This window comes from Dactylosporangium sp. NPDC048998 (assembly GCF_043197855.1).
GTDB lineage: Bacteria > Actinomycetota > Actinomycetes > Mycobacteriales > Micromonosporaceae > Dactylosporangium.
Genome location: NZ_JBICTV010000001.1, coordinates 1 through 26,062 on the forward strand (window position 1 = coordinate 1; position 26,062 = coordinate 26,062).

Here is a 26,062-nt window from a genome sequence, read left to right on the forward strand (position 1 = left end):
TGCCCCCCGCGCCCCCCCCCCCCCGCCCCGCGCCCCCCCGCCCCCCCCCCCCCCCCCCCCCCCCCCCCCCCCCCCCCCCCCCCCCCCCCCCCGCCTCTCTTGTCCGCCGCTGGCGCGTCCGAATTTGTCCGAAGTGGGGGTTGGTCAATCGGCCCAGCCGAAGGAGCGCTCCACGGCGCGCAGCCATAGGGCGTGGCCGCGGTCGCGGGTCTCGGCCGTCATCGACGGCTCCCAGCGACGGTCCACGTGCCACTTCTCGCGCAGCGTGTCCGTGTCCGGCCAGAAGCCGACCGCCAGGCCGGCCGCGTACGCCGCGCCCAGCGCCGTCGTCTCGGCGACCGTGGGGCGGACCACCGGCACGTCGAGCACGTCGGCCTGGAAGCCCATGAGGAGGTCGCTCGCGGTCATGCCGCCGTCGACCTTGAGGGTCTCCAGCGGTACCGCCGATTCGGCCATCATCGCGTCGACCACGTCCTTGACCTGCCACGCGGTCGCCTCCAGCGCCGCGCGGGCGAGGTGACCCTTGGTGACGTACCCGGTCAGGCCGGTGATGACGCCGCGGGCGTCCGGGCGCCAATGCGGGGCGAACAGGCCCGCGAACGCCGGGACGATGTAGCAGCCGCCGTTGTCCTCGACGGTCGCGGCGAGGTCGTTGATCTCCGGGGCGGAGGCGATGAGGCCGAGGTTGTCGCGCAGCCACTGCACGAGCGAGCCGGTGATCGCGATGGAGCCTTCCAGGGCGTACACCGGATCCGCCTCGCCGATGCGGTAACCGACCGTGGTGAGCAGCCCACGCTCGCTGGACACGGGGCGGGCGCCGGTGTTGAGCAGGAGGAAGGATCCCGTGCCGTACGTGCACTTGGCCTCCCCGGGCGCGAAGCACGCCTGGCCGAAGAGGGCCGCCTGCTGGTCGCCGAGGGCGCTGGCCACGGGCACGCCGTGCAGCATGGTCTTCGCCTCGCCGTAGACGTAGGACGAGGATCCGATCTCGGGCAGCATGACCCGCGGGATGCCGAACGCGGCGAGCAGCTCGTCGTCCCAGTCCAGCGTGGTCAGGTTCATCAGCATCGTGCGGCTGGCGTTGGTGACGTCGGTGACGTGGCGGCCGGTCAGCTTCTCGATGAGCCAGGTGTCGACGGTGCCGAAGCGGATCTCGCCGGCCTCGGCGCGCTCGCGCAGGCCCGGGACGTTGTCCAGCAGCCAGACGACCTTCGGGGCGGCGAAGTACGTCGCGAGCGGCAGGCCGCAGCGCTCGCGGAAGCGGTCGGGGCCGGCGTCGCCGGCGAGGGTCCGGATGAGCGCGTCGGTCCGCGTGTCCTGCCAGACGATGGCGGGGTGCACCGGCTCGCCGGTGCGGGCGTCCCACAGGATCGTGGTCTCGCGCTGGTTGGTGATGCCGATCGCGGCGACGTCGGCGCGGGACAGGCCGGCCTGGTCCAGCGCGCGGGTCGACACCGCCTGGACGTTGTGCCAGATCTCGACCGGGTCGTGCTCGACCCAGCCTGGGCGGGGAAAGCTCTGGCGGTGTTCGCGCTGGTCAAGCGCCACGATGGCGCCGTCGGCGTCGAACACGATCGCGCGGGTGGAGGTCGTGCCCTGGTCGATGGCGAGGATGTACACGGTGCCATCTTCGCCGAAGCATTGTCACGTTCGGGACGCAACCTTCCGGCACGAAGGAAACGCGCCTAGAGTCCGTGGCCGAATCAGTGCCCGAACAGGAGCGACCGTGGCCGTCATCGAGACGCGCATCAGTGTCTGGGAGGCCCTTGCCGGGCGTGCCCCGGGTGTACCACTCGGCCCCGCCGACGTCGGTCTGTGGCACGCGGTGTCGGACCGGCTCAACCCGGCTCGCGCGCGCCCGGTGCTCCGGGAGGGCGTCGAGGCGGTCGCGCTGACGTCGGCCCGCGGCGTCGAGTACGTGATGCTGCGCTCGCCGGACAGCGGCGAGTCGAGCTACCTGCGGCTCACGCCGGAGGAGTTCAAGCTCGCCCAGTCCATGGACGGCAGCCGCACGGTGGCCCGGCTCGTCGCCGAGTTCGCCCGCATCTCCGGCCGGCTCGCCCCGGACCAGGTGACCCGGATCGTCGCCGACCTGGCCGGCAACCGCATGCTCGACGAGCTGCCCGTCGACGCCTTCCACCGCCTGCAGCGGGTGCACCGCCGGCCGTGGCCGATCCGGCTGGGCAAGGGCCTGCTCGCGACCGCGCAGGGGCGCCGGGTCGTCCTCGCGAAGGTCGACCCCGTCGTCACGTTCCTCTACAAGGCGGGCGGCCGGCTGTTCTTCACCCGGGTATTCGCGGTGCTCGCCGGCCTCGTCGCGCTGGCCGGGCTGGGCGTGTTCGTGTGGAACTGGTTCCGCGCCGACCAGTCCGTGTTCCTCACCAACGACTCGTACTTCGCCGGCGCCCTGGTCCTGCTCGGGCTCAACGTCTTCGCGCTGGCCTGCCACGAGCTCGGGCACGCGCTGGGCGCCAAGCATGCCGGGCGGCGCGTGCCCGTGGCGGGCTTCCTGGTGTACTTCGGGATCCCCTCGATCTTCGTGGACACCACCGACGTGTGGATGGCCGGCCGCCGCGCCCGCATCGTCACCACCGTCGCCGGCCCGGCCACCGGCCTGATCCTCGCGGGCACCTGCCAGATCGTGGGCGTGTTCTTCCCCGAGCTGGAGCCGTGGACGTTCAAGCTGGCCTTCGCGTGGTACCTCAACGCGCTGTTCAACCTGAACCCGTTCATGGCACTCGACGGGTACTACCTGCTGATGGACTGGCTCGAGGTGCCCAACCTGCGGGCCCGCGGGCTCGCCTGGGTGATCGCCCGGCTGCGCCGGCGCCCGCCGCGCTTCGGCGAGCTCGACCGCGAGGGGCGCCTCGTCGCGCTGTACGGCATGCTCGCCGTCATCTGGATCGCCATCGCGGTCAACCTCGTCTACCGCGTGTACACCGACCGCGTCGCCGGGGTCGTCACCGGCCTCTGGAACGCCGGGTGGCTCGCCCGGGGTCTGCTCTTCGTGATCTGCGCGGCGCTGCTCGCGCCCGTGGTGTACCTCTTCTTCGGCTGGCTGCGGCGGCGCGGACGGCGCCTGCGCGACCGCCTCGGCGAGCGCAAGCTGGTGCGCGACCAGCCGCGCCGGTTCACCGCGCTGAGCGCGTCCGCGCTGTCCAGCCTGCCGCCCGAGGCCCTCGCGAAGCTCGCCGAGCACGCCCGCTGGGTGCACCCGCGCACGGGCGAGCAGCTCGTGTTCGCCGGCGCCGCGCAGCCGTCGGTGTTCGTCGTCGTCGACGGCGCGCTGGAGGCCCGCCGCCCCGGCGACCCGACCGGTACCGTCCGCGAGCGCGTCGGCCGCGGCGGCGTCGTCGGCCTGGCCAACGCGCTGACCGGCGCCCCGGCCGCGCTCGGCTGGCTGACGGCCGGCACGACCCTGCTGTCCATCCCGTCCTCGGCGGTCGCCTCCGCCGTCGGCCCGCTGCCCGGCCCGCCGCCGGTCGAGTGGGCCGAGCTGGAGCAGCTCATCGGGGAGACGCCCGCGCTGAGCAACCTCGGCGCCGACGACCGGCTGGGCCTGCTCACCCGCGCCCGCCCGATGCACCTCGGCCCCGGCGAGCCGGTCGTGCTGCGCACCGGCAACGACGCGCTCGTGGTCGAGTCGGGCAGCCTGCAGCTGCCCGACGGCGTCGAGCTGCACCGCGGGTCGATGATCGGCCCGTACGGCGACGGCTCGCCCGGCCAGGTCGCCACCGCCCGCACGCCGGCCCGCGCCTGGCTGCTGCCCGCGGTCGCCGGCCTGCCGCTCCTGCTCGGCCGCCAGGCCGACACGACCCCCGGCGGCGGCCGCCGCCCGATGTCGGGCGCGCACCCGCCGTCGAACTACCCGCCGCTCGCCGCGCCGCCCGGCCCGCCGCCCACCGCCGACGACAGCGTGGACCGCCGCTTCGAGCGCAACCTGTGGTGGCTGCTGATCCTGCTGCTGCTCTTCGCGCTGTTCCTGACCGGCGCCAACCTGTTCACCGGCCCGGTGTGGGCCGAGATGCCGACCGACAGCGCCCTGGTCACCGTCACGCGTGGCGGCGCGACCGTGCGGGTCAACGGCGTCGAGCGCGCCATGGGGCGCGATTCCAAGGTGTACGTCCAGCACGGCGACTCCGTGCGCGTCGACGCCCGGTCGACCGCGACCCTGACCTTCCGCGGCGGCAGCGCGACGGTCCTCTGCGCCGGCGCCGACGTGCAGGTCGGCGACCTGTTCAGCGGCCAGCAGACGCCGATCGAGCCGACCGCCGCCCTCACCCTCGACGGCGGCCGCCTGCTGGTCGACACGACGAGCACGACGACCGCCTTCAAGCCGCTGCGCCTCACGATCGGCACGGTCGCGAACGACGGCGCGGCGCGCTTCGCCCTGTCGGCCGGCAACGACCCGGAGGTCGGCCGCGGCGTGGTCAAACTGGACGGCACGGTCGTCGAGCCGTCCAAGCGTGCCGACCTGACCTGCGGCGACGGGGTGGCCCTGCCGAAGCCCGGCGACACCCCGACGGTGGCCCCGTCCCCGACCGACACCCCGTCGGAGTACCCGAGCCCCAGCGACTCCCCGTCCGCCTCGGCCTCGGCGACGGACTCGACCGAGGCCACGCCAACGAAGACGACGAAGGCCCCGACCCCGACTTCCACCCCAACCCCGACCCCGGCCCCGACGCGGACCACCGCCGGCCCCACGACGACGACGGGTGCCCCACCGCCGACCACGACGACGGCTCCACCACCGCCGCCCTACAACCTGCCGGTCGTGACGATCATCCGGCAGGACTCGTCCACGCTTGACCAGCTTGACCCCACGGGTGCGCCGTGCAACAGAGGACAGACGACGGATTCCATCGTCGCCAGCGTCACCGTGGGCAGTGCGCCGGTCAAGGGTGTGATCGTGTCGTGGAGCGGGTTCACGTCCGGGTCCAGGGCGATGTCGATGGACGGCAACTGGTACGGCACCATCGGCCCGATCAACGCCACAAGCGGCAACGGCGGTGGCACGCTTACCATCAAGGTGACTGCCGTCGATGCGAATGGAAAGTCCAGCGCCCCTGCGACCGGAAGCTCGATCAAGGTACAGGGCTGCTCCATCGGCTGAACAGGAGAGAACGTGCTTTGTTGGTTCTGCGCCAAGGCGGCGCGGGGGTCGTGCCGGTTCTGCGGCCGTGGGCTGTGCGAGGACCACGCGAAGTTCGGCCCCTATCTGCTGGAGGTGCACCGTTCGCAGCGCCGCGGGAGGGCCGAGGGGCTCGTCGTGGAGGATGCGGTGCAGTGCGGGACCTGCCGGCCGCGGCCGCAGCCGATTCCGATGCCTGAGCTCGACTGATCGGGTCGAGATACCGAAAATTCGCTCGAACTGGGGGAAAAGGGATGTCTGACTTCGACGAGGTGCTGGAGCGCCTGCTCAGCGACCCGGCCTTCAAGGCGCGGCTGGCGGCCGACCCCGCGGGGGTGCTGGCCGGATACCGCCTGACCCCCGACGAACTGGACATCCTGCGGTCCCAGGTCGGCGACGCGGGCGGGCAGACCCACGTCGAGCAGCGCACCAGCAAGGCCAGCATGTTCGGGGTGTTCTCCTCGATCGGCTCGGGCCTGGGCGACGTGCTGCACGGCCACGGCGCCGGCGTCAGCGCGCACGGGCTCGCCGGCCACGTGCCGGGCGGTGGCGGCGCCGCGGCGGGGCATCACATGCACGATCTCGTCGAGCAGCAGTACGGCGGGCGGCACGCGGCGGTCGAGCCCCCCGATCAGGGATCGGGGCCGATCGGGCGGCACCTGGAGGACGTCGCGCAGGGCGGTCAGCACGCCTCCGCGGGCTTCGAAGAGGTGCACACGGAGAGCCACTACGAGTCGCACACCGAGTATCACAGCGAGGTCCGCTCGTCGGGCACGGTGTACCAGTCGAGCACGTACGCGGGCGACACCGGCGGCACCCCGCACGAGCCGTCGGGCGGCACCGGCGGCCAGGGCGTGGGCGGGGCGCTCGCCGGGCTGGGCGGCACCGGCGGCCAGGGCGTGGCCGCGGGGCTCGCCGGGCTGGGCGACCCGGGTGGCCTGGGTGGCCCAGGCGGTTCGGCCGGGGGCCTGGCTGGGGGCCTGGCCGGGCTCGGGGAGCATGCGGTGCCGGGCGGCCACGCCGGGGGCATCGGCGCCGGGCTGGGCGACATCGGGCAGCACGCCGGCGGCCAGGCCGGGCTGGAGCAGGCCGGTGGGCCGGCCGGCGCCGGCCATGGCGCCGGGATCGGCGCGGGCCTCGCGGGGTTCGCGGAGCACGCCGGGCACGCGCAGATACCCGGCGCGGCGCCGACCGACGGCTACCACACACGCGTGGACTGGGACGGCGACGGGCGCTGGGACCAGCACACATACGTCAACCGCGCCGACGGCGGCGTCGACATCGTGGTGGACACGGACGGCGACGGGCGCCCCGAGTTCGTCGGTCACGACACCAACCGGGACGGCCTGATCGACTCCGCCGACGTTGACACCAACCACGACGGGGTCATGGACGCCCGCTACGAGGACGTCAACGGCGACGGCTGGCTCGATCGGCGGACGCGATAGCCACCGTGAGGTGAGTGGCACGTATCGGGGAGCAGGGCGCTCGGATCGGCACCTACCGTTCTAGAGGTACCTCATCAGAGGGACTTGAAGGAACCGGGAGCGGTTATGAGCGACTTTGACCTCGACTGGGGCATGGAGCACGATCTCCACGTCGACCACGACGGCGGAGTCGACCATGTCCTCGCCGACGACCACCACTACGACCAGCACGATTTCTCGGACGACAGCCACGACGCCACGGACCCGCACTACCTTGGCGACGCGGGGGAGGCCGACCAGCACGAGGAGCCCCTGCAGCTCGACGAGCAGGAGCTGGACGTCCCGGAGTGGCAGCTCGACACGGATTTCCTGGACGGCCATTACGACCTGGTCGGCGCCGACCCGGACGAGAACGACATGTGGTCGCAGTTCATGTCGGACATGCACGAGGAAGTCAACCCGTACGCGGCCAGCTAGCGCCGCCTCGCATAAAGCCCGCCGGCCGGTGCGCTCCGGAGCGCACCGGCCGGCGTCGGAAGCGAGAGGGTCGAGAGGGTCGAGAGGGTTTGGTCAGAGCTTGATGGCGGAAGCCGGGCCGGGACTCGCGTAGTACCAGCCCTGGGCCGTGTCGCAGCCCAGTTCCTGCAGCCGCGTCGCCTGCTCGGCGGTCTCCACGCCCTCCGCGGTCACGCTCAGCTTCAGCGTGTGCGCCAGGCCGATCACCGCCGCCACGATCTCCTGGTCGACCGGGTCCGGGCGCTCCGGCGGGCGCAGGCCCGCCACGAACGAGCCGGCCAGCTTCAGGCTGTGGACAGGCAGATTGCGCAGGTACGCGAAGTTCGAGTACCCGGTGCCGAAGTCGTCGATGGCGATGCGCGGGCCCAGCGCGGCCAGGGCGTTCAGCGCCTCGATCGGGTCGCCGCCCGTGCTCATGACGGCGCTCTCCGTGAGCTCCAGCTGCAGGCCCGACGGCGGTAGGCCGGTCTGCTCGAGGATCGCGTGCACGTCGCGGACGATGGTGCGGTCCCGCATCTGCCGTACCGCCAGATTCACGCTCATGATGGGCGCCCGGTCCTGGACCGCGCGCCGCCACTCGGCCGCCTGCCGGCACGCCTCGTGCAGCACCCAGCGGCCCAGCGGCACGATGAGCCCGGTCTCCTCCGCCATGCCGATGAACGCGTCGGGGCCGAGCACGCCGAAGCGCGGGTGCCGCCACCGGACCAGGGCCTCGACGCCGGTCGTGACGCCGTCGCTGAGGCGGACCAGCGGCTGGTACTCCACGAAGAACTCCCGCCGCTCGAGCGCGGCCGGCATGCTCGCCGACAGCTCGTAGCGGGTCACCTCGCGCGCGTGCCGGTCGGCGTCGAAGAGGGCCAGGCGGTTGCGGCCGTCGGCCTTGGCCCAGTAGAGCGTCGTGTCGGCGGCCTTCATGAGCTCGCCGGTGCTGGTACCGCGCAACGGCTGCTCGACCACCCCGATGCTGGCCGAGATGCTGATCTCGTGCCCGCCGGCGTGGACCGGCGCCCGCACGGTGTCGAGTGCCTTCTCGGCGACCGCGACCACGTCCTCGATGCCGCCGCACTGCTCGACGAGCACCACGAACTCGTCGCCGCCCATGCGCGCGACCAGCTGGCGGTCGCCGTTGATCGAGCGGGCCAGGCGGCGGGCCACGGTCTGCAGGAGCTGGTCGCCGACGTCGTGGCCGAGCGTGTCGTTGATGACCTTGAAGCCGTCGACGTCGAGGTAGCACACGCCGACCCGGGAGTCGTCGCCGTCGGCGGCGGTGTCGAGCAGCTCGTTGAGCCGCTCGAAGAACAGCGTGCGGTTGGGCAGCTGGGTCAGCGGGTCGTGCAGCGCCTGGTGGCGCAGGCGCACCTGCAGCAGGTGCCGCTCGGTGATGTCCTCGAACATGGCCACCAGCCAGCGCGGGCGGCCGTCCTCGTCGCGGATGATCGAGGCGACCAGGTCGGTCCAGACCCGGTGACCGTCCTTGCGGATGTACGGCTTCTCGATGCGGAACTGGTCGCGCCCGCCCCCCAGCAGCTCTTCGAACATCGCGCCCGCGGTGGGCGGGTCCTCCGGCAGCACGAAGTCTTCGAAGGACATGGCGCGCAGCTCTTCGGCGGTGTACCCGAGCATGTCGCACAGCGCCTGGTTGACCTCGATGACCTGGCCGTCGACGGTGCTCACGCTCATCCCGATCGCGGCGCCGGCGAAGATCGCCTGAAACCGCGCCTCGCTGACCCGGCGCCCCTCCTCGGCGCGGGCGCGGGCCCACAGCGCCGCGGTGCGGATCTCCTCCTGCTCCTCGAGCACCCGGTCGCGCAGCGCGAGCGCGTAGCCCGAGGCCAGCGCCCCCTGGACCTGCGCGACCCGCTTGACGGGGGCGTGGCCGAACTGCTCGGCGAGCACCGCGAGGGTGCGCTCCAGCGTGGTGGGCTCGGTGAAGTGCGCGGCGACCAGCGTCGAGCCGACCTCGCGCACGTCGGCGGGGTCGAAGACCTCGGCGGTCAGCGCGTGGATGAGCCGGGTGGCGAGGCTGGTCAGGAAGTCCTGGACCTCGAGGCCGTTCATCGACACATAGCTGGTCCCGGCGACGGCCAGCGACCAGGCGCGCGCCAGACGTTCGGCGGCGCGATGCGGGCGGTCCCACGACGTCGGCGTGGGGCTGATGGCGGTCATGATCGTGGCGCGCTAATCCTTGCGCGCGACGGCCGCGCTGCCGATCGCGTTGCCCTCGGCCGGTGGCTCCTCGTCGCCGTCCGGTCGCCACGCGTGCGTGGCCACGACGCCGGGCTCGAGCAGGGTCAGGTCGCCGAGCAACGCCGCGACCTCGTCCTTCGAGCGCAGGATCAGCGGGGTCGGGGACTTGCGGTACATCTGGTAGGCGTCTTCCTCGGCCGGAGTGAGCGGCCGGTCGAGGCCGGCGTGCGACAGCACCACGTGGCTGCCCGGCACCCCGGCGGCGGCGTATCCGGCGACGATGTCGGCGGGGCGCAACTCGTCGGGCACGAAGTGCAGCACGGCGACGAGCAGGAAGGCCACCGGCCGGGAGAAGTCCACCACGTCCTGCACCAGCGGCTGGGCCAGCACCTCGGCCGGGTCGCGCAGGTCGCCGGCGACGACGGCGGTGCCAGGCGTGTCGGCGAGGATGGCCCGGCTGTGCGCGACGGCGACCGGGTCGTGGTCGACGTAGACCACGCGGGCGTCGTCGATCCCGGCGTCGGCGATCACCTCGTGCACGTTGCCGACGGTCGGGATGCCGGAGCCGAGGTCGAGGAACTGCCGAATGCCCTGGCGGGCCAGCTCACGGACCGCGCGGCGCAGGAACGCGCGATTGCTGCGGGCGAGCGCGGCGACGGCCGGCATCACGCTGAGCACCTGCTCGCCAAACGCTCGGTCGGCGGCGAAGTTGTGCGAGCCGCCGAGGTAGTAGTCATAGACGCGGGCCACGCTCGGCCGGTCAAGGTCGACGTCCACCGGGGCCCAGCTGGGACGGTCCACGGATCAACACTCCTCGACCTAGTTGGCTACCGCGTTGCGAGCATACGTGTGGGCGGGCGGCGAGAAAACCCAGGCCGCCCGCCCACGCTGCGCTAGGTCAGGCGACCCGCGTGTAGCGGTCCGCGGTGCCCGGCGCGATGGGGCCGGTCCCGAGGTATGCGGTCAGGGCGTCGATGTCGAAGCCCGGCGCGGTGACCCGGCCCGTTCCCTTCGCGAGGTTCAGGAAGCCGTCACCGCCGTTGGCGAGGAAGTCGTTCGTGGTCACCAGGTAGGTGGCCGCCGGGTTGAGGGCGACGCCGTTGAGCTTGATGTCGCTGACCTTGGACCCGACCGGCGCCGAGGCGCTGTAGGTGTACGTGAAGCCGGCCGAGACCTGCAGCATGCGCTGCACGGTCTGGCCCTGGAAGCCCACGAACTGCTGCTCGAGGACGTCCTTGATCTGCGCACCGGTGAACGACTGCGTCACGACGAGGTTGTTGAACGGCTGGACGGTGAACGCCTCGCCGTACGTGACCTCGCCGGGCGCCTCGCCGCCGGCCGAGTTGCCGTAGACCAGCGACGCCCGGATGCCGCCCGGGTTCATGAACGCGATCTGCGCACCCGCCGACTTGGTGTAGGCCAGCTGCGCGTCGGCGATGACGTCACCGAGCGGGGACTCGCCGGCGGCCGACGTGGTGGTGGTGATGTCGGCCGTGATGCTGCCGATGACCTTGTTGGCCAGCGGGGCGACCGCGACGCGGTACTTGTCGGCGATCTTCTTGATCTTCGGGTCGATCAGGGCGGTGTTGCGCACCGGGATGCCGGCGGCGTCCTTCTGGTACGTCCCGTCGGCGTTCTTCACGCCGTTGTCGACGATCACGTTGGTGGCCGACGCGTCGACGAACTGGTGCGTCTTCTTGTCCAGCGTGACCCGGATGTCGGTGACCAGCGTGCCCGCCGTGCCCGCGCTCGTCACCAGCGAGTTCGCGCCCGAGGAGTTGGGCAGCTCGCAGGTGTAGAAGCGGTGGGTGTGGCCGGAGACGACGACGCCGTACGCCGGGTCGAGCCCCTTGACGATGCTGGCGATCGGGCCGGCGAAGTTGGCGCAGCCGGACGGGTCGAGCGGCGCGGGCGGGCTGCTCTGCATGCCGCCCTCGTGGATCACCAGCACCATCGACTTGATGCCGATCCAGCGCAGCACGGCGGCGTACTTGTTGGCCGTCTCGATCTCGTTGTGGAACTCGACGCCCTTGATGCCGGCCGGGTTGACGATGCCGGGGGTGCCCTCGAGGGTCATGCCGACGTAGGCGACCGGCACGCCCTCGTACTTGCGGATCGTGAACGGCAGCAGGATCGGCAGACCGGTCGCCTTCTCCGTCACGTTCGCGGCGAGGTACGGGAAGTCCGCGCCCTTGAACTTGGTCCCGGCCTGGCAACCGTCGGTCGGGTGGCAACCGCCGAGCTGCATGCGGTAGAGCTCGGTCACGCCCTCGTCGAACTCGTGGTTGCCGACCGAGGCGAGGTCGACGCCCATCGCGTTGAGGACCTCGATCGCCGGCTCGTCGTGGAACGCGGCGCTCACCAGCGGCGAGGCGCCGATGTTGTCGCCGGCGACGACCGTGTCACTGTCGTGCACGCCCGCCTTCTTCGCGGCGTCACGCAGCTGGGTGAGGTACGTGCTCAGGTACTCGGAGCCACCCGCGGGCACGCCGTTGATGAGACCGCCGCTGCCGGTCGGCGGGTCGATGTTGCCGTGGAAGTCGTTGAAGCCCAGCAGTTGTGCGGTGGTGGTCGGCCCAGCCTTCTCGGTGAATGCCACCTTGGCCGGGGTGAGCGGGGTCCACCGGTCGGTTCCGGGGGTGGAGCCGCCCTTGGCTAAGGGCAGCAGTGCGACAACCGCGACGGCGAGCGCGGGCACCGCGAGGTGCTGCGCGACACGCCAGCCGCGGGCGCGAGGTTGAACCATGATCTCTCCTTTTGGGGGGACACATGCGTCGGTCGCCATCCTTCCGAAGGCATCGATTCCGCGCGAGCATGACTTGGAGTCAGGTTGATGTCGTACGGGTAAAGGAGAGGGTTATCGGAATGGCCTGTCCGAATTTGTGTAAACACTGCGCATCGATGCGATTCCTGTAGGTATCCGGTACGTTTCCGGGAAAGGCACACCGCGGGGCGGAGGCGGTCACCATGCTGAGGCGAGTCGCGGCCGTGCTGGCCGTCGTCGCATCGACGGTGTTGACCTGGTTCGGCTTCGCGGTCACCACGGGTGCCCGGGCCGGCACGCCGGACTCCTCCACCGCCCTGCCGGCCGAGTTCCAGGTCGACTACCTGCGCATCTGGGCATTCGAGCCGGCCGCGTCCGCCCGGGCCGCCGGCCAGCCGTCCACTGTGGACGCCGCGGCGGGTGCGCCGCCCCCGGCCGGGCGCCACTGGTCGCTGTGGCCGGCCGTGGCGGCGATGGTGACCGCGGCGCTGGCGCTGCTCGCGCTCGTCATCCGCAAGACGCGCCCGCATCGCCCGCCGTCGGAGCACCGCGCCTGAGCCCGTGCGCGTTTCGTCCTGAGCGGATCCGCCATGCGCGAAACGGGCTGTGCCGGCCCCGGGCGAGCGCGAATCATCGGCCGATGAAGATGCTCGTACTCGGTGGAACCGTGTTTCTCGGGCGCGCGGTGGCGCGCCAGGCCATCGCCCTCGGCCACGACGTCGTCTGCGCCGCCCGGGGCGAGTCAGGTGAACCGGTCGAAGGCGCTCGTTTCGTCCGGGTGGACCGGGACGACCCCGGCGGCTTGGCGGCCGTGGCCGGCGAGTTCGACGCGGTCGTCGACGTCGCCAGGCACCCGCACCACGTCCGGCACGCGGTCGCCGCGCTCGCCGGGCGGGCCGGGCACTACACGTTTGTGTCCAGCGGATCGGCGTACGCCGACACCGCCACCCCGCACCAGGTCGCCGCGACCGCGCCGCTGCTGCCGCCCGACTACGACGCCGACCCGCGCGCCGACGCCGAGTCGTACGGGCGGTGCAAGGTCGCCTGTGAGCGGCTCGCCGTCGGCGGCTTCGGCGCCGGCCGGACGTTCGTCCTGCGCGCCGGGATGATCGTCGGGCCGGAGGACCCGACCGGCCGGTTCGAGTACTGGGTGCGCCGGGCGGCCCGGGGCGGCGAGGTGCTCGCGCCGGGCGAGCCGGGCGAGGCGGTCCAGCTCGTCGACGTGCGCGACCTCGCCGACTGGATCCTGGCCGCCGCCGGCGCCGGGCTGGCCGGCGCGTTCGACGGCATCGGCGCGCCCATGACCAGGCGGGAGTTCCACCAGGGGCTCGCCGAGGGCGCCGGGGTCCCGCAGACGCTCACCTGGGTCACCCAGGAGTTCCTGCTCGAGCGCGGGGTGGCGCCGTGGAGCGGCCCGCGGTCGCTGCCCTTCTGGCTGCCCCTTCCGCAGTACGCCGGGTTCATGGACCGCGACGTGACCCCCTCGATCGCCGCCGGCCTGCGCACCCGGCCCCTGGCGGAGACCGTCCGGGACACCCTCGCCGCAATTCGTGACGGATCACACATCGACGGGGACAACGGGCTGGGTATCGACGAAGAGGCCGAGTTGTTGCAGGAATGGCTCGCCGGGTAGTGGGTGGTAGTGCGCTTGCCACAAAAGGCTGTCGTACCGCCGACAGCTGCCGATGAGGAGCCGTGCCCGAGCTGCGTCGGTTGCCCTCCGCACCGGCGTTCCCAGGGAACTCACAGCGAATTCAGGCGTCTGACGGGCAGGAACACCACGTATCACTTGTTGCAACCGAAGCGAACCGGAGCAGCCTCCCGGGCGTCTAGGTAAGTGGTGCAACTCTCAGGGGTCGTCACCGAATCGCCCCTGGGGGCGGAATTCGGAAGGCGCTTTGACTGTTGTGTAGGGGGCATACCCGGGGGGCACCCGTTTTAGCAGGGTGAAACGGGGAAGGCGAAGGATGGAGCGGGGAGGGGCCCGAAGTGGAGAACGTGAAAGTGGAGATGCGAGCCGACTCAGGTGCCGAGGAGCGCGACCTGGTTGGCGTGTACCTGCATGAGATCTCCCGCACGCCGCTGCTCGACGCCGCTTCTGAGGTCGAGCTGTCCAAGGCGGTCGAGGCTGGGCTCTACGCGGAGCACCTGCTGGACACCGACGAGATCCCCGACGGCGTGACCGCCGCGGAGCTGCACCGCCTGGTGGCCGAGGGCGAGCGGGCGAAGGACCGGTTCATCCGGGCCAACCTGCGGCTGGTGGTGTCGATCGCCCGCCGCTACGTGCGGTCCGGCATGCCGATGCTCGACCTGATCCAGGAGGGCAACACCGGCCTGGTGCGGGCCGTGGAGAAGTTCGACTACGTCCGCGGCTACAAGTTCTCGACGTATGCGACGTGGTGGATCCGCCAGGCGATCAGCCGGGCGATCGCGCAGCAGGAGCGCACGGTCCGGCTCCCGGTGCACCTTGTCGAGGACGTCAACCGGATGCGCAACGTCGCGCGTCAGCTCACCCGCGAGCTGGGCAACGAGCCGGAGCCGGAGCAGCTGGCCACCGCGCTCGGGGTGCCCGTCGAGCGGGTGCACGAGCTCATGCGCTGGTCGCAGGACACCGTCTCGCTCGACACTCCCGTGGGCGACGACGGCGACACCAACCTGGGCGACCTCGTCGCCGACTCCGACGCCCCGTCGCCGGAGGACGTGGTGCTGGCCGCCCTCGAGCGGCAGCGGATCGAGGGTCTGCTCAACCACCTCGACGACCGTTCGGCCGGCATCATGCGGGCCCGCTACGGCCTCGAGGACGGGCGGGAGCATTCACTGACCGAGGTCGCGACGCGGTTCTCGCTCTCCCGCGAGCGGATCCGCCAGCTGGAGATCCAGGCGCTCGGCCGGCTGCGCGAGCTGGCCCGCGCCGAGGGCCTGCAGGCGGCGTAACCCCTGAACGGCAGAAAGCCCCGGGTCGCAGCGACCCGGGGCTTTTCGTTGTGCCGGTGTGGCGCCGTCAGTACGGATCGCCACATACCTTCCAGGCGCCGTTCTCCTTGCGCATCGCGAACGTGTGGTCGCCCTTGCTGCCGCTCTTGTACGTGATGGTCGCCGTGATCGAGGCGGTCTCGACGCCGAGGTCGTTGCTGTACGAGCCGCCCCAGCTGAGGTCGTGCGAGGCGGGCGCGTTCTGCTTGACGATCGAGGCGAACTCCTCCGGGCCGTAGTTGGTCTGTGCGGTGCCGCACAGCAGCGCGTACGCGCCCTCGTTGTTGCCGGCTTCCAGCGCGGTCAGGAAGTCCCCGGCCGCGACCTTCGCGTCCTTGCTGGCCGAGTTGACGATGAAAAAGAGCCCGGCCGCGCCGCCGCCGCAACACACGACGAAGACGCCGATCAGGCTGAAAATGATGATCTTCGCAGTTTTACTCACGCGCGCCAGCGTAGGGGCGCCGGTCGCCGCGTGATGTAAGCCAGCCGACGCTGGTCAGGCCCGATGTCCGACGACGAACAGCCGCGGGAAGGGCAGGATCGTGCCGAACGGCTCCCGGGGGTACCGAATCCGCAGCTCCTCCCGGACCTCTGCGGCGAACGCCTCGGCGTCGTCCGGTGACAGCGCGTCGAGGTACGGCCGCAGGCCGGTGCCCTTGAACCACTCGAACACCGGATCGTCGCCCGGTAGCACGTGGTAGTAGGTCGTCTCCCAGGCGTCGACCGTGAGGCCGGCCGCGCCGAGCAGCCGCACGTACTCCGGGGCCTCGAGCACGGGCGTGGCCGAGCGCGGCCCGATGGCCTCCAGCGCGCCGCCGAGCAGCGGCGCCCAGCGCGGCCGGCCCGCGACCTGCCCGAACCCGGGGTCGTACGAGGCGATCGGCACCTGGAAGGCGAGCGTTCCGCCGTCGTCGAGCCCGGCGGCCCAGGCCGGCAGCAGCGTCTCATGGTCGTCGACCCACTGCAGCGAGGCGTTGGCCACGATCACGTCGACGGAGCCGCGCTGCGGGCGCCACTGCCCGGCGTCGCCGAGCTGGAAGCGCAGCTGCGGGCTTTGCAGCTCGGTGGCCGCGGCGATCATCTGCGGCGAGGAGTCGATGCCGAGGATCGCGGCGTCCGGCCAGCGCTCGGCGAGCGTGGCGGTCATCGTCCCGGGCCCGCAGCCGAGGTCCACGACCGCGACCGCGCCGGTGGTCGGGATCCGGGCGACGAGCTCCCGGAACGGCCGGGCGCGCTCCTCGGCGAAGCGGTTGTACTGCTGCGGGTCCCACGAGGCCATGCACCCATGATGAAGGGGCCGCGGATCGATGCGATCCGCGGCCCCTTCGTGGTCCTTTGCCAGTCCTTTGCCAGCCGAGGCCAGGTCAGGCCTTGACGCGACCGAACCCGTAGATGCTGTCGATGTCCACCGACGCGTACCTGACGACGTCGCCGGTGTGTGGTGCGTGGATGATCAGGTTGTTGCCGACGTAGATCCCGACGTGCCCGAGGCCGTTGTAGAACACCAGGTCGCCCGGGGCCAGCGTGGACCGCGGGATGTGCGCCACGTTGCTCCACTGGCTGGCGGCGTTGTGAGGCAGGGTCACGCCCGCGGCCTTCCAGGCTGCCATCGTCAGGCCGGAGCAGTCGTAGGTGTTCGGGCCGGCCGCGCCCCATACGTACTGCTTGCCCAGCTGGGCCTTCGCGAAGCTCACGGCGGTGCCGGCCTTGCCGGAGACCGCGGGCAGGTTGCCCGGGTCGATCTTCGGCGGGTTGACCTTGGTGCTGCCGGCGGCGGTCGCCTTCTTCTGCAGGGCCACGAGTTTCTTGACGTCGCCCTCGATCTTCTTGCGCTGGCTCTCGAGGTCGGTCTTCTGCGTGTTCTGCGCCGCGATGGTCTCGTCGAGCAGCTTCTTCTCGTCGTCGACCTTCGCCTTGGCGTTCTTGTAGTCCTCGATCTCCTTCTGCTGCTGCCGCGTGATCTGCTGCAGCATCGACAGCTGGTCCATCAGCGAGTTCGACGACTCGGCGTTGAGCATGATGGACAGGCTGCGAAGGTTGCCCGACGTCTTGAACGCGGCGATCGCCACGCCCTCGACGCTGGCGCTGGCGTCGGCCATGCTGTCTTCGAGCGGCTTGAGTTTGGTCTCAAGCTCGGTGGCCTTGGTCTGGGAATCCGCAAGATCGATATTGATCTTGTTCCACGCCTCGATGGTCGCCTCGAGGTCCTTGTTCGACTTGTCGAGCTGGGCCTCGATCTCGGCGAGCGTGGGATCGGCGTGCGCGACCGCGGCTGGTGCCAGCACGGTGAGTGAGACGAGCCCGATGAACAGGGTTCGCAGCACTGACCGCCCGGCACGGTGTCCAGTGGACAAGGAAAGACCCTTCTTCACCGACCGCCTACCGGGTTAGCTGACGGGTTTGGGCGGGAAGGACACCCTACCGCAACGTCGCGGATTCACCCCTGCGAATGTTTCTGGGTCCCCGGTTCGATGCGCGCGCTCGAGGGGATCGGGCGGCGCGCCGAGCTCGATTCGGCGGCGCTTGCCCGGCGCCGTCCGGGATGGACGGCGGACTGCCGAGCAGGCCAGGGCCTAACTTAACGTGATCATCCGCCGTGCGAAAGGCGTGCGTCCCCCTCGATATCTAATACACCTAAAAGTCCGGATTACCGCCGGTTGGTCTTCCACATCGGACAGTGACATCGATCTTCGCGCGCGCTGGGGGTGCGCTTAGCGGCGCAATATCGATCGCCTTCAGCGACGCCGCGCGGTTACCGTCGGCGCATGACGCTGAACAGGAAGGGATCGCGGCGGATCGTCGTCGACGGCGTCGAGTACCGGTGGACCGTCCGGCACCGGCCCACCTACTCCCAGGCCAACGGGTGGACGCCGCTCACGTTCGTCGTGCAGGCGGACTCCGGGCGAGGGGCCGTCCTCGTCGTGTCCTCGGCGCTGGCGCATCCTCACAATTGGCTCGGCCTGTCCGCCGGCGCGGTGCGGCCCGCGCTCGTGGCCGAGGCCGTCCGGCGGGCCGTCGCGGCCGGCTGGCGGCCCGAGCAGGCCGGCGCCGCGTTCGCGCTGCCCGGGGCCGCGTAGCAGCCGGCCGGCCGGCTCACTTCAGGTCGTGGGCGACCTGCCGCAGAAGGTCGAGCGTGGCTTCCTGCGACAGGGCGCGCTGGCCGAGCCGTTCGAGGATGCCGCGGTACGTCGTGATGAGCTCCGGCTCCTCCCAGAGCAACTGCTGACGGTAGAGCACCCCGTCGTCCGCGCCGAACTCCAGCAGCGTGAAGTCGCCCTCCCAGCCGGCGTGGTACCCGGCGTTGAGGGGGACGACGCGCACGTCGGCGTACGGGCGCTGGGCGAACTCGATCGTGTGCTCGAGCTGGTCGACCAGCAGCGCCTCGTCGCCGGGGACGGGGCTTCGGCGCAGCACCGACTCGTCCAGGATCATCTGGATGTGGGGCGGCTCCTCGCGGTTGAACAACTCCTCCTGGCGGCGCGTTTGAAACTCGACGCGGCGCTCGGCGAGCGGGGACTCCGCGTCGCTGGTGGCGTGGGCGTACCGCCGCGTCTGCAGCAGCGTCGGGAACATGATCGGCGCGAACTCGCCGATGCGGGTCGCCTCCGCCTCGAACCCGACGTAGGTGATCAGCTGACCGGCCAGCATCGGGCGGTACTCGTCCCACCACATCCGCCGCTTCGCCGCGCGGGCCAGCTCGAGCAGCTCGTCGACCGTCCGCGGGTCGTGGACCCGGTAGTAGGCCAGCAGGCTGCGCAGGTCGCTCACCGAGATGGCGACGGTGCCGTTCTCGATACGGATGAGCTTGGACAGCGACCACTCCATCTCGGCGGCCACCAGATCCTGGGTCAGTTCCCGCTCGCGCCGCAGCCGCCGCAGCTCGGCACGGAGGCGGCGCTTGCCCACGATAGGCCCGCTCATGGACCATCACCCCAATCGCGTACAAATGGCATCGCCCAGGTCGAGGGCTCCGTGTTTCTACCCGGATTGCGGCAGATGCACCTAGCGCGTTCCGATTTCTCGTGACTGGCTACCGGGGGCCGTGCGGGCCCAGGAGCGCTTCTGCGTCTCGCCCATGCCGCGCGGAGCACGGTCTCGAACAGCGGTGTGCCCGCCTGCGCGCACGCCGTCGAGCGACTCGGCGAACGGCCGCAACGCCGCCGGCGACACGAGTTCGGGCATGTGCTGGAAGCGGCCGGCGTGGCCGGGATCCAAGCCACGCCGCCCCGGTGCGTCTTCTCCTACGACGTGACCGCGACCAGCCCGCAGCCGCCGGCCGCCTGCTCGACCGCGGAGGCCGGCTCGGGGGCGACCGCGGTGCGCTGTACCTCGCGCCAGCCGCAGGTGGCCTCGGCCGCGCCGTTCGGCTCCTGCCCGGCGCGCGCCGCCAGCCGCAGGCCGACCAACACGCCCGCGGCGACGGCCAGCGCGACGATGATGACGCCGACCGCGATCCACCACGCGGTCGCCGAGGAGCGCTCGTGGGCATGCTGCGGCCGCGGTACCGCGGATGCCCCGAGCGGCCCCACCCGCCGCTGCGACGGGATGTCGGCGCGCCGGTCCTCCGGCAGCGGCAGCGGCGTCCATTCCTGGCGGACGGGCTCGGGCGGCCACTCCTGCGGGTAGAGCGGCGGCAGCCACTGGTCGCCGCCGCCTTCCGCGACCGCATGCGCCGGCGGAGCCGGGGGCGGGTCCTCCGCCGACGCATACGGGTCTTCCTCGTCGTGCTCGTCGTCGGCCGGCGCCCAGGGGGAGGAGGAGCGTCCGGCCCACTCCGACGATCGCGCGTGGTCCGTCGGGGGCTGCCCGGGCTGTGCGGCGGGATGCCCGTCCGGCCTGTCCGGCGGCTGTGCCGGAGGGGCACCACCCGGCGCCGCGGGTGCCCATGGGGGTGGGGCGGCGGCGGGCGGCGGGGCCGGCGGTGGCCAGTCGGTCGGCTCGGTGCGGGGGCGCGGCACCTCACGCGGGGGCGGGACGTAGATCCCGTCGACCGTGTGGTCGTCGTCGCGACGCCGATGATGCCGGCCCTGCGTCATGGCATCTCTTTCTCTCTCCGGTTCTCTCTTCGGTGAGCCCGCTGCGTTGCGCGAGGATGACGAAGCGCGATGCGGTCAACCTAGCACCGGTTGGCGTCAATGTGTGACCGCCCAGCTACGTAGTGATCATGACGGCGCCGTGCAGTATCTGACGACTACGGCAAATCGCCCCGTCCCGATCGAGCCCAACCCCTCGGGCCGGCCACCCCGGCCAATCTTTGACACGCTCCGTATCGGCAGGGATCGGTGCGCGATGGCATTAGACGCACGGCCGCCGTGCCGGACGGCGGGCCTCGCCGTGCTCGGTTGTCGGCCGGCTGGTGGCCCAGCGGCCGCACCTGCGCCCTCGTCCTGGCAAGACCCTGCGCCGCCTCGCCGGTCCCGGGCGGCCCAGCGCCAGCCACAGCCGCGGCTGGCGTGTCCTGGTCTCTTCCAGGACTGCGCGGCCCGCCGGTCCCGAGCGGCCCGCTGGCCCTGCGTGGTCCTGCGCGCCCGCCGGTCGGCCCGGTTCACGACCGGAGCGATTCGGATCGACGCCGACCGCCGGCACGTGGTCCTGCCCCGGCTGGGCCGTATCCGCACCCACGAATCGACGCGGAAGCTGTCCCGCCGGATCGCGGCGGGCACCGCGCAGATCCTGTCCGCGACCGTGACCGAGACTGCCGGACGGTGGTTCTGCTCGTTCCAGGTCGCCGTCAAACGCACGGCCGGACGTCCGGCGCACGCGCCGAAGACCGGCCGGGTCGTCGGTGTGGACGCCGGGATCAAGCATCTGGCGGTCCTGTCCACCGGCGAGATGGTCCGGAACCCGGCCCCGTTCAAAGCCGCGTTGAAGAAACTCGGCAAGGCGCAGCGCCGGGCCGCCCGCAAGGTCGGGCCGTACGACCCGGCCACCCGGTCCAAGCGGAATCCGTCGAACCGGTGGAAGCGGGCGCAGGCCGCGGTGACCCGGCAGCACGCCACCGTGAAAGCCGTTCGTGAGCACTCGTGGCATCAGCTCACCACCCGGCTCGCGCAGCAGTTCGACACGGTCGTGGTCGAGGACCTGCACGTGGCGGGGATGGTCCGCAACCGGAAACTGGCCAGATCCCTGGTCGACGCCGTCCCGGCCACGCTGCGCCGGCACCTTGCGTACAAGACCGGCTGGTACGGCAGCACGCTGCACGTCGCCGACCGCTGGTACCCCACAGTTCCAAGACCTGCTCCGCCTGCCAGACGGTGAAACCCAAGCTGTCGCTGGCCGAACGCACGTTCACCTGTACCGTGTGCGGGCTGTCCCTGGACCGGGACGTCAACGCCGCACGGAATCTCGCCGCCCTCGTGCGGTACGTCGACCTGGAGTTGCCGGGCGACGCGAAAACAGGACGTGGAGCCCACGTAAGACCCGTAAGACCTGCACCCGCAGGCGGGGCGGCGGGCCGTGAAGCGTCAAGACCACATGTGGTCAACGCCGCCCGGCAACGGACGGCTGCCAATCACGAGCACACATTTGCTCACTGAAAGGTAACGGAGGAGTAAAGCTCAGGGCTGCTGCTGCTGGCTGGTGGATGCCGAGCCCCGAAGGCCACGAACTGGGAGCAGGCGGCCGTCGACCAGCACGGAAGTCACCCCCAGCGCTAAGGGCATGCAGCCCCAGAAACGAAGGCTTCTAGCTGGGGATCAAGCCACCGATCCCCACATGGCCGCGAACGCCGCCGCCTCCCCGGCCAGCCACCGCTCCACCTCGTCCGCCTTCACCGTCGGGTCCGGCCGCAGCACGTCTCCGCGCCGCAGGTCGACCAGCACCGGCGTGGCGTTGGGCAGCACCGCGTCCATGTGCCGCCCCATCAGGTGCAGCGTTGCCACCGCGGCCTCGTCCAGCGGCGGGTCCTCGTCGAAGTGCAGCCGCACGGCCTCCCCGCGTCCGTCCGCGTAGCGCAGCCCGAAGTGCGGGTTGATCTTCACCGGCAGCGAGCCGATCATGCACAGCGCGTCGCGGGCCGGCGTGACCTCGACCGGCGTGGGTAGCGACTCCAGGTAGCGAAGTGCGCCCGGCACCACCGACTCGTACAGCGGCTTCCATCGGGCGTTGACCTGGTCGACGACGGCGTTGAGGTAGGTGCCGCCGGTGCGGAACTGGATGTCCGCCTTCAGGGCCTTCACCAGCTGGCCGTGCGGGTTGAAACCGTGCCCGGACTCGCGCTGGCGGCGCAGGCCGCCGACGAAGCTCGCCTTGCGCGGGCCGGTGCGGCCGACATACCGGGTGAAGCTGAGCAGGGTCGCGTAGGGGATGGATCCGGTGGTGCTGACGGGCGCGGTCACTGGCGCTCTCCTCCCAGGTCAAGAGCGTCTTTTCGTACACACATTCTAATAGATTCGAGCCAGGATTCCCACCCAGTGAACTAGTAGGTAAAGTAGGTTTCCATGACCAAGTTCCACTGGTTTCTGCCCACCACCGGCGACGGTGACCAGGTCGGGGCCGCGACCGTCACGGCCGGGGCCGCGCGGCACGATCGGGCCCCGACCGTCGGGTATCTGTCGGACGTCGCCCGCGCCGCGGAGCGCGCCGGGTTCGAGTCGGCGCTGACGCCCGTCGGGGCCGGCTGCCTCGATCCGCTCGTCATGTGCACGGCGCTCGCGCAGCAGACGACCACGCTCAAGCTGCTGGTCGCGTTCCGCGCCGGGTTCACGCTGCCGACGCTGCTGGCGCAGCAGGCCGAGGCGTTCCAGTGGATCTCGGACGGGCGGCTCGCGCTCAACGTCGTGACCGGCGGCGACCAGGGGGAGCAGGCGGCGTACGGCGACTTCGTGACCAAGGACGCGCGCTACGCCCGGACCGCCGAGTACATCGAGGTCATGCGCCGCACCTGGCGTGGCGGGCCGTTCGACTTCCGGGGCGAGTACTACCACGTCGAGTGCGGCGGCCTGGCCCGCCCGCTCGAGCGGGTGCCAGAGATCTACTTCGGGGGCGCGTCGCCGGCCGCCGTGCGGGTCGCGGCGCGGCACGCCGACGTGTACCTGCTGTGGGGCGAGCCCCTTCCCGCGGTACAAACTCGGATAAATGCGATAAAAGCGCTAAATCCGGATCTGCGGATCGGGCTTCGGATCCACGTGATCGTCCGTGACGACGCCGACGCGGCCTGGGCGGAGGCGGACCGGCTGCTCCGGGGCATGGACCCCGAGCGCATCCGGGCGGCGCAGGAGCGGTTCGCGCGGATGGACTCGGTCGGCCAGGCGCGTATGACCGCGCTCAACCGGGGCGCGGACCTGGTCGTCGGGCCCAACCTCTGGGCCGGCGTCGGGCTGGTCCGCGAGGGCGCCGGCACCGCGCTCGTCGGCAGCCCGGCGGAGATCAACGCCCGCCTGGCCGAGTACGAGGACGCCGGCGTCGACGAGTTCATCCTCTCCGGCTGGCCGCACCTGGAGGAGGCCGAGCGCGTCGGCGACGCTATCCGAGCAGCTCGCCGACCGGTCCCAGCATGAGTCGTACCCCGAACGCGAGGCACCCCAGCACGACGATCACGAAGAACCCGACGTACACGATCGCGGGCACCCGGGTCAGCCGCGCGATCTGGTCGGCGTCGGAGTTGGGCGCCTGCCGCCGGAAGCGGGACTGCTGCAGCTCGAAGACCGCCCGCACGCCGCCGAGCAGCATGAACCACGCGAAGGCGTACGCGAACGCGCCCTGGATCTTCGAATCGGCGAACCAGGAGACGGCGAAGATGATCGCACCCGCCGCGACGACGGAGATCACGCCGTAGAAGTTGCGGATCATGATGAGCATCAGGATCAGGAGCAGGAGCAGCAGCCATAGCAGGATCGTGATCCGGCCGGCGCCCAGAATCGCCGCGGCGGCCAGGCCCAGCAGCGAGGGCGTGACGTAGCCGGCCAGCCCGGTGACCACCATGCCCAGCCCCTTCGGGCGGCCCTTCGACAGCGTCAGCCCGGACGTGTCCGAGTGCAGGCGGATGCCCGAGAGCCGGCGCCCGCTGAGCACCGCCGCCAGCGCGTGCCCGCCCTCGTGCGCGATCGTCACGAAGTTGCGCATGACCTTCCACAACGGCCGGAGGAGCACCGCGAGCAGTGCGGCGACGGCGGTCGCGATGATCACCGTGCGGTCCGGGGACGGCTGGCTGCCGAGGGCGTCGTGCAACACGTCGAACACGAATGCAGAGCCTGCCACCTCACGTGTTGAATGAACAGCGTGGAGATCAGGCGCTATGCGGACAGTGACTGGCCGGGCACGTGGGATGTATGGCACGAGGTGGTTTCGGCTGGTGAGAGCTATGACAACGCGCCCGACTCGACCGAGGACGACGCGCGCGAGCACTGGCTGTTACCGTCGCCGTGGGAGCAGTGGGTGGCGGTCGAGGACGGCGACGTCCTCGGCATGTACAAGGTCGGGCCCAACCGCGCCAAGCTCGGCGCGCACGTGGCCAACGCGAGCTTCATGGTGTCGTCCCGCGCGCGGGGGCGGGGCCTGGGGCGCACGCTCGGCGAGCACTGCCTCGACCGGGCGCGGGAGCTGGGATACACCGCGATGCAGTTCAACGCGGTCGTGTCGACCAACACCGTGGCCGTGCGGCTGTGGCGCTCGCTCGGCTTCATCATCGTCGGGACCGTCCCCGACGGCTTCCAGAGCACCCGGCACGGGTTGGTGGACTTCCATATCATGCATCGGTACCTGTGAAGCTTTTGGACGCTCCGAAGATCCCCCGCAGGGGGCGGAGTTCCTGGTACGGCTTGTGACCTTCACCTTGCATTCTGTACCAATACCCCGATGCGTACTCCGCCCGAAGCGCGCTACGACACGGATGGTCACCGGACGAGCGTGACCTGACCGGCTATCGCATCGGCGACGCGTACGAGCTGATCGAGCCCATCGGCGGCGGCGGGACCGGCACCGTGTGGCGCGCCCGGGCCCTCGACCGCGACGAGCACGTCGCGGTGAAGCTGCTGCGCGAGGACCCGATGGCCGAGCCGATGGCCGAGCCGAAGGCCGTCAACCGGTTCGTCCAGGAGCGCGCGATCCTGCTGATGCTCCGCCACCCGCACATCGCGCGGGTGCGCGACCTCGTCACCGTCTGCGCCTCGATCGGCCTGGTCATGGACCTCGTCGAGGGCGGCAGCCTGCGCGACCGCCTGCACGAGCGGGGCACGCTGCCGCCCGCCGAGGCCGCCACGCTGCTGGCCCAGGTCGCCGAGGCGCTCTCGCCGCGCAGCCCGGCGCCAACGTCGAGGGCTCAGTCGCGTTCGGCCCCTGGATCTGCGCCGACCGGTACACCTGGGATCTCGGCCACCCCATGCTGGCCCAGCCCTCCCTGGCGTCCGAACAGATCCGGATGGTCGGCCACATGCAGGGCATCCCCGGCGTGCAGGCCGACGTGAGCATGTCCGTCCTCGACGTGGAGACCGGCCGGCTCGCCGACGGCCCGCACACGTGCGACGGCCTCATGTTCACCGACTCCACTGCCGAGCACGACTGCGGCCCGTTCGTGGCTCGCCTTCCGCACGGGCATCGTTACGTCGTGGTGCAGAAGTGGTTGTACACCGGCCGCGCCCTTCTCCCCGGCGGCGAGGTCCGCGGCCAGGAGTTCGAGCGGTAGTTCCAGCAGTCAGGAATTCGGGCCGTTTTTTGTCGTACCCATGTGGTGAGGTGTGGGCATGACGGGTGCCGCCCCACCGGGCTTCGAGGAGTTGCTGGAAGATCACTGTGCAAGCATCAGCGCGCTGACCCGCCACCTGCGCGACGTCATCCTGGCCGCCCGCCCCGAGCTGACCGAGCGCGTGTATCGCGGCTGGCACGGCCTGGGCTTCCACCACCCGGAGCGCGGCTACATCGCCGCGGTGTTCCCGGGCACCGACAGCGTCTCGGTGGGCTTCGAACACGGCGCCGACCTGCCCGACCCGCACGGCCTGCTGGAGGGCACGGGCAAACGGCTGCGGTATCTGCGCTTCAAGCCGGACGACAGCGCGCCGACCCACGAGCACCTGGTCGAATACCTGGACCTGGCGATCGCCTGACTTGACGCCCTGCCGTGCTCGCGGT

General features: G+C 71.3%; 26 protein-coding genes and 1 riboswitch. Of the genes, 15 read left to right on the forward strand and 11 right to left on the reverse strand.

Translation table 11 applies throughout. The features are described from left to right. Positions 1 to 144: 144 nt before the first annotated feature. Positions 145 to 1,620 (reverse strand): glycerol kinase GlpK, encoded by a 1,476-nt coding sequence (gene glpK / locus ACGFI8_RS00005; protein ID WP_392797642.1) that lies wholly within the window; start codon positions 1,618 to 1,620, stop codon positions 145 to 147. Between the two features lie 106 nt (positions 1,621 to 1,726). On the opposite strand from glpK, the gene ACGFI8_RS00010 reads away from it, so the two are divergent. The 4 genes from ACGFI8_RS00010 to ACGFI8_RS00025 all read left to right on the forward strand — a co-directional run bounded on the left by ACGFI8_RS00010 (position 1,727) and on the right by ACGFI8_RS00025 (position 7,035). Beyond that, entirely contained in the window at positions 1,727 to 5,113 is a 3,387-nt protein-coding gene (locus ACGFI8_RS00010; protein WP_392797645.1) for a cyclic nucleotide-binding protein, read from the forward strand. Between the two features lie 12 nt (positions 5,114 to 5,125). Continuing rightward, positions 5,126 to 5,341 carry a hypothetical protein gene (locus tag ACGFI8_RS00015; protein WP_345132159.1) on the forward strand — a complete coding sequence of 72 codons (216 nt, stop codon included), beginning with the start codon at positions 5,126 to 5,128 and terminating at the stop codon, positions 5,339 to 5,341. A gap of 44 nt (positions 5,342 to 5,385) precedes the next feature. After that, the gene (locus ACGFI8_RS00020) at positions 5,386 to 6,579 is read left to right on the forward strand and encodes a hypothetical protein (RefSeq protein WP_392797649.1); all 1,194 of its coding nucleotides are present in this window, start codon (positions 5,386 to 5,388) and stop codon (positions 6,577 to 6,579) included. A gap of 105 nt (positions 6,580 to 6,684) precedes the next feature. Next, positions 6,685 to 7,035 (forward strand): hypothetical protein, encoded by a 351-nt coding sequence (locus tag ACGFI8_RS00025; RefSeq protein WP_392797652.1) that lies wholly within the window; start codon positions 6,685 to 6,687, stop codon positions 7,033 to 7,035. 93 nt (positions 7,036 to 7,128) lie between these two features. Here the strand turns inward: ACGFI8_RS00025 and ACGFI8_RS00030 are convergent, their stop codons facing one another. From ACGFI8_RS00030 to ACGFI8_RS00040, 3 genes are all read right to left on the reverse strand, one after another. Further along, the gene (locus ACGFI8_RS00030) at positions 7,129 to 9,240 is read right to left on the reverse strand and encodes a putative bifunctional diguanylate cyclase/phosphodiesterase (RefSeq protein ID WP_392797655.1); all 2,112 of its coding nucleotides are present in this window, start codon (positions 9,238 to 9,240) and stop codon (positions 7,129 to 7,131) included. A gap of 12 nt (positions 9,241 to 9,252) precedes the next feature. Beyond that, entirely contained in the window at positions 9,253 to 10,062 is an 810-nt protein-coding gene (locus ACGFI8_RS00035; RefSeq protein WP_392797658.1) for an SAM-dependent methyltransferase, read from the reverse strand. Between the two features lie 97 nt (positions 10,063 to 10,159). Next, positions 10,160 to 12,007: a bifunctional metallophosphatase/5'-nucleotidase gene (locus ACGFI8_RS00040; RefSeq protein WP_392797661.1), complete on the reverse strand. Its 1,848-nt coding sequence runs from the start codon at positions 12,005 to 12,007 to the stop codon at positions 10,160 to 10,162. A gap of 221 nt (positions 12,008 to 12,228) precedes the next feature. Here ACGFI8_RS00040 and ACGFI8_RS00045 point away from each other — a divergent pair, with 221 nt between their 5' ends. From ACGFI8_RS00045 to ACGFI8_RS00055, 3 genes are all read left to right on the forward strand, one after another. Beyond that, on the forward strand, positions 12,229 to 12,582 hold the full coding sequence (locus ACGFI8_RS00045; protein ID WP_392797664.1) for a hypothetical protein: 354 nt from the start codon (positions 12,229 to 12,231) through the stop codon (positions 12,580 to 12,582). Between the two features lie 83 nt (positions 12,583 to 12,665). Next, positions 12,666 to 13,658, forward strand: a complete 993-nt coding sequence (locus tag ACGFI8_RS00050) for an NAD-dependent epimerase/dehydratase family protein (protein WP_392797667.1) — start codon at positions 12,666 to 12,668, stop codon at positions 13,656 to 13,658. Between the two features lie 377 nt (positions 13,659 to 14,035). Beyond that, positions 14,036 to 14,959: an RNA polymerase sigma factor RpoD/SigA gene (locus ACGFI8_RS00055; RefSeq protein ID WP_392799540.1), complete on the forward strand. Its 924-nt coding sequence runs from the start codon at positions 14,036 to 14,038 to the stop codon at positions 14,957 to 14,959. Positions 14,960 to 15,026: 67 nt separating this feature from the next. On the opposite strand, the gene ACGFI8_RS00060 is transcribed toward ACGFI8_RS00055, so the two are convergent. The 3 genes from ACGFI8_RS00060 to ACGFI8_RS00070 all read right to left on the reverse strand — a co-directional run bounded on the left by ACGFI8_RS00060 (position 15,027) and on the right by ACGFI8_RS00070 (position 17,322). Further along, positions 15,027 to 15,440, reverse strand: coding sequence for a hypothetical protein (locus tag ACGFI8_RS00060; RefSeq protein ID WP_392797670.1), 414 nt, complete (start codon positions 15,438 to 15,440; stop codon positions 15,027 to 15,029). A 54-nt stretch (positions 15,441 to 15,494) separates the two neighbouring features. After that, on the reverse strand, positions 15,495 to 16,277 hold the full coding sequence (locus ACGFI8_RS00065) for a methyltransferase domain-containing protein (protein WP_392797673.1): 783 nt from the start codon (positions 16,275 to 16,277) through the stop codon (positions 15,495 to 15,497). A gap of 85 nt (positions 16,278 to 16,362) precedes the next feature. Next, positions 16,363 to 17,322, reverse strand: coding sequence for an NlpC/P60 family protein (locus tag ACGFI8_RS00070; RefSeq protein WP_392797675.1), 960 nt, complete (start codon positions 17,320 to 17,322; stop codon positions 16,363 to 16,365). Between the two features lie 38 nt (positions 17,323 to 17,360). Beyond that, a riboswitch (cyclic di-AMP (ydaO/yuaA leader) is annotated at positions 17,361 to 17,524 on the reverse strand. 239 nt (positions 17,525 to 17,763) lie between these two features. Between ACGFI8_RS00070 and ACGFI8_RS00075 the strand changes: the two genes are divergently transcribed. After that, on the forward strand, positions 17,764 to 18,075 hold the full coding sequence (locus ACGFI8_RS00075) for a hypothetical protein (protein WP_392797676.1): 312 nt from the start codon (positions 17,764 to 17,766) through the stop codon (positions 18,073 to 18,075). A gap of 16 nt (positions 18,076 to 18,091) precedes the next feature. Here the strand turns inward: ACGFI8_RS00075 and ACGFI8_RS00080 are convergent, their stop codons facing one another. Both ACGFI8_RS00080 and ACGFI8_RS00085 read right to left on the reverse strand, forming a co-directional pair. Continuing rightward, positions 18,092 to 18,919 carry a DUF5753 domain-containing protein gene (locus tag ACGFI8_RS00080; RefSeq protein WP_392797679.1) on the reverse strand — a complete coding sequence of 276 codons (828 nt, stop codon included), beginning with the start codon at positions 18,917 to 18,919 and terminating at the stop codon, positions 18,092 to 18,094. Positions 18,920 to 19,239: 320 nt separating this feature from the next. Next, the gene (locus tag ACGFI8_RS00085; protein WP_392797682.1) at positions 19,240 to 20,034 is read right to left on the reverse strand and encodes a hypothetical protein; all 795 of its coding nucleotides are present in this window, start codon (positions 20,032 to 20,034) and stop codon (positions 19,240 to 19,242) included. A gap of 478 nt (positions 20,035 to 20,512) precedes the next feature. On the opposite strand from ACGFI8_RS00085, the gene ACGFI8_RS00090 reads away from it, so the two are divergent. Continuing rightward, positions 20,513 to 21,256, forward strand: coding sequence for an RNA-guided endonuclease TnpB family protein (locus tag ACGFI8_RS00090; protein WP_392797684.1), 744 nt, complete (start codon positions 20,513 to 20,515; stop codon positions 21,254 to 21,256). Then, positions 21,253 to 21,534: a zinc ribbon domain-containing protein gene (locus ACGFI8_RS00095; protein ID WP_392797686.1), complete on the forward strand. Its 282-nt coding sequence runs from the start codon at positions 21,253 to 21,255 to the stop codon at positions 21,532 to 21,534. Before ACGFI8_RS00090 ends, ACGFI8_RS00095 begins: the two co-directional genes overlap by 4 nt. Before the next feature lie 159 nt (positions 21,535 to 21,693). Here ACGFI8_RS00095 and ACGFI8_RS00100 read toward each other — a convergent pair whose 3' ends face one another. Continuing rightward, positions 21,694 to 22,335, reverse strand: coding sequence for a hypothetical protein (locus tag ACGFI8_RS00100; RefSeq protein WP_392797689.1), 642 nt, complete (start codon positions 22,333 to 22,335; stop codon positions 21,694 to 21,696). Between the two features lie 102 nt (positions 22,336 to 22,437). On the opposite strand from ACGFI8_RS00100, the gene ACGFI8_RS00105 reads away from it, so the two are divergent. Continuing rightward, positions 22,438 to 23,496 carry an LLM class flavin-dependent oxidoreductase gene (locus tag ACGFI8_RS00105; RefSeq protein WP_392797691.1) on the forward strand — a complete coding sequence of 353 codons (1,059 nt, stop codon included), beginning with the start codon at positions 22,438 to 22,440 and terminating at the stop codon, positions 23,494 to 23,496. On the opposite strand, the gene ACGFI8_RS00110 is transcribed toward ACGFI8_RS00105, so the two are convergent. Then, positions 23,462 to 24,178 (reverse strand): M50 family metallopeptidase, encoded by a 717-nt coding sequence (locus ACGFI8_RS00110; RefSeq protein ID WP_392797693.1) that lies wholly within the window; start codon positions 24,176 to 24,178, stop codon positions 23,462 to 23,464. The genes ACGFI8_RS00105 and ACGFI8_RS00110 overlap by 35 nt on opposite strands. A gap of 30 nt (positions 24,179 to 24,208) precedes the next feature. Here ACGFI8_RS00110 and ACGFI8_RS00115 point away from each other — a divergent pair, with 30 nt between their 5' ends. The 4 genes from ACGFI8_RS00115 to ACGFI8_RS00130 all read left to right on the forward strand — a co-directional run bounded on the left by ACGFI8_RS00115 (position 24,209) and on the right by ACGFI8_RS00130 (position 26,037). Next, positions 24,209 to 24,703 carry a GNAT family N-acetyltransferase gene (locus ACGFI8_RS00115; protein ID WP_392797695.1) on the forward strand — a complete coding sequence of 165 codons (495 nt, stop codon included), beginning with the start codon at positions 24,209 to 24,211 and terminating at the stop codon, positions 24,701 to 24,703. Positions 24,704 to 24,918: 215 nt separating this feature from the next. Continuing rightward, a complete protein-coding gene (locus tag ACGFI8_RS00120) occupies positions 24,919 to 25,401 on the forward strand; it encodes a protein kinase (protein ID WP_392797698.1) in 483 nt (160 codons plus the stop codon). Further along, on the forward strand, positions 25,317 to 25,619 hold the full coding sequence (locus ACGFI8_RS00125; protein WP_392799676.1) for a hypothetical protein: 303 nt from the start codon (positions 25,317 to 25,319) through the stop codon (positions 25,617 to 25,619). The genes ACGFI8_RS00120 and ACGFI8_RS00125 overlap by 85 nt, the downstream gene beginning before the upstream one ends. A gap of 58 nt (positions 25,620 to 25,677) precedes the next feature. Further along, positions 25,678 to 26,037, forward strand: a complete 360-nt coding sequence (locus ACGFI8_RS00130) for a DUF1801 domain-containing protein (RefSeq protein WP_392797701.1) — start codon at positions 25,678 to 25,680, stop codon at positions 26,035 to 26,037. Positions 26,038 to 26,062: the final 25 nt, after the last annotated feature.

Excerpts from the sequence above, each read along its gene's own strand:
- ACGFI8_RS00085 (WP_392797682.1), bottom strand. The coding sequence starts at position 20,034 with ATGACGCAGGGCCGGCATCATCGGCGTCGCGACGACGACCACACGGTC.
- ACGFI8_RS00065 (WP_392797673.1), bottom strand. The coding sequence starts at position 16,277 with ATGGCCTCGTGGGACCCGCAGCAGTACAACCGCTTCGCCGAGGAGCGC.
- ACGFI8_RS00105 (WP_392797691.1), top strand. The coding sequence starts at position 22,438 with ATGACCAAGTTCCACTGGTTTCTGCCCACCACCGGCGACGGTGACCAG.
- ACGFI8_RS00050 (WP_392797667.1), top strand. The coding sequence starts at position 12,666 with ATGAAGATGCTCGTACTCGGTGGAACCGTGTTTCTCGGGCGCGCGGTG.
- ACGFI8_RS00075 (WP_392797676.1), top strand. The coding sequence starts at position 17,764 with ATGACGCTGAACAGGAAGGGATCGCGGCGGATCGTCGTCGACGGCGTC.
- ACGFI8_RS00045 (WP_392797664.1), top strand. The coding sequence starts at position 12,229 with ATGCTGAGGCGAGTCGCGGCCGTGCTGGCCGTCGTCGCATCGACGGTG.
- ACGFI8_RS00115 (WP_392797695.1), top strand. The coding sequence starts at position 24,209 with ATGAACAGCGTGGAGATCAGGCGCTATGCGGACAGTGACTGGCCGGGC.
- ACGFI8_RS00030 (WP_392797655.1), bottom strand. The coding sequence starts at position 9,240 with ATGACCGCCATCAGCCCCACGCCGACGTCGTGGGACCGCCCGCATCGC.
- ACGFI8_RS00025 (WP_392797652.1), top strand. The coding sequence starts at position 6,685 with ATGAGCGACTTTGACCTCGACTGGGGCATGGAGCACGATCTCCACGTC.
- ACGFI8_RS00020 (WP_392797649.1), top strand. The coding sequence starts at position 5,386 with ATGTCTGACTTCGACGAGGTGCTGGAGCGCCTGCTCAGCGACCCGGCC.
- ACGFI8_RS00125 (WP_392799676.1), top strand. The coding sequence starts at position 25,317 with ATGCTGGCCCAGCCCTCCCTGGCGTCCGAACAGATCCGGATGGTCGGC.
- ACGFI8_RS00130 (WP_392797701.1), top strand. The coding sequence starts at position 25,678 with ATGACGGGTGCCGCCCCACCGGGCTTCGAGGAGTTGCTGGAAGATCAC.
- ACGFI8_RS00080 (WP_392797679.1), bottom strand. The coding sequence starts at position 18,919 with ATGAGCGGGCCTATCGTGGGCAAGCGCCGCCTCCGTGCCGAGCTGCGG.
- ACGFI8_RS00040 (WP_392797661.1), bottom strand. The coding sequence starts at position 12,007 with ATGGTTCAACCTCGCGCCCGCGGCTGGCGTGTCGCGCAGCACCTCGCG.
- ACGFI8_RS00055 (WP_392799540.1), top strand. The coding sequence starts at position 14,036 with ATGCGAGCCGACTCAGGTGCCGAGGAGCGCGACCTGGTTGGCGTGTAC.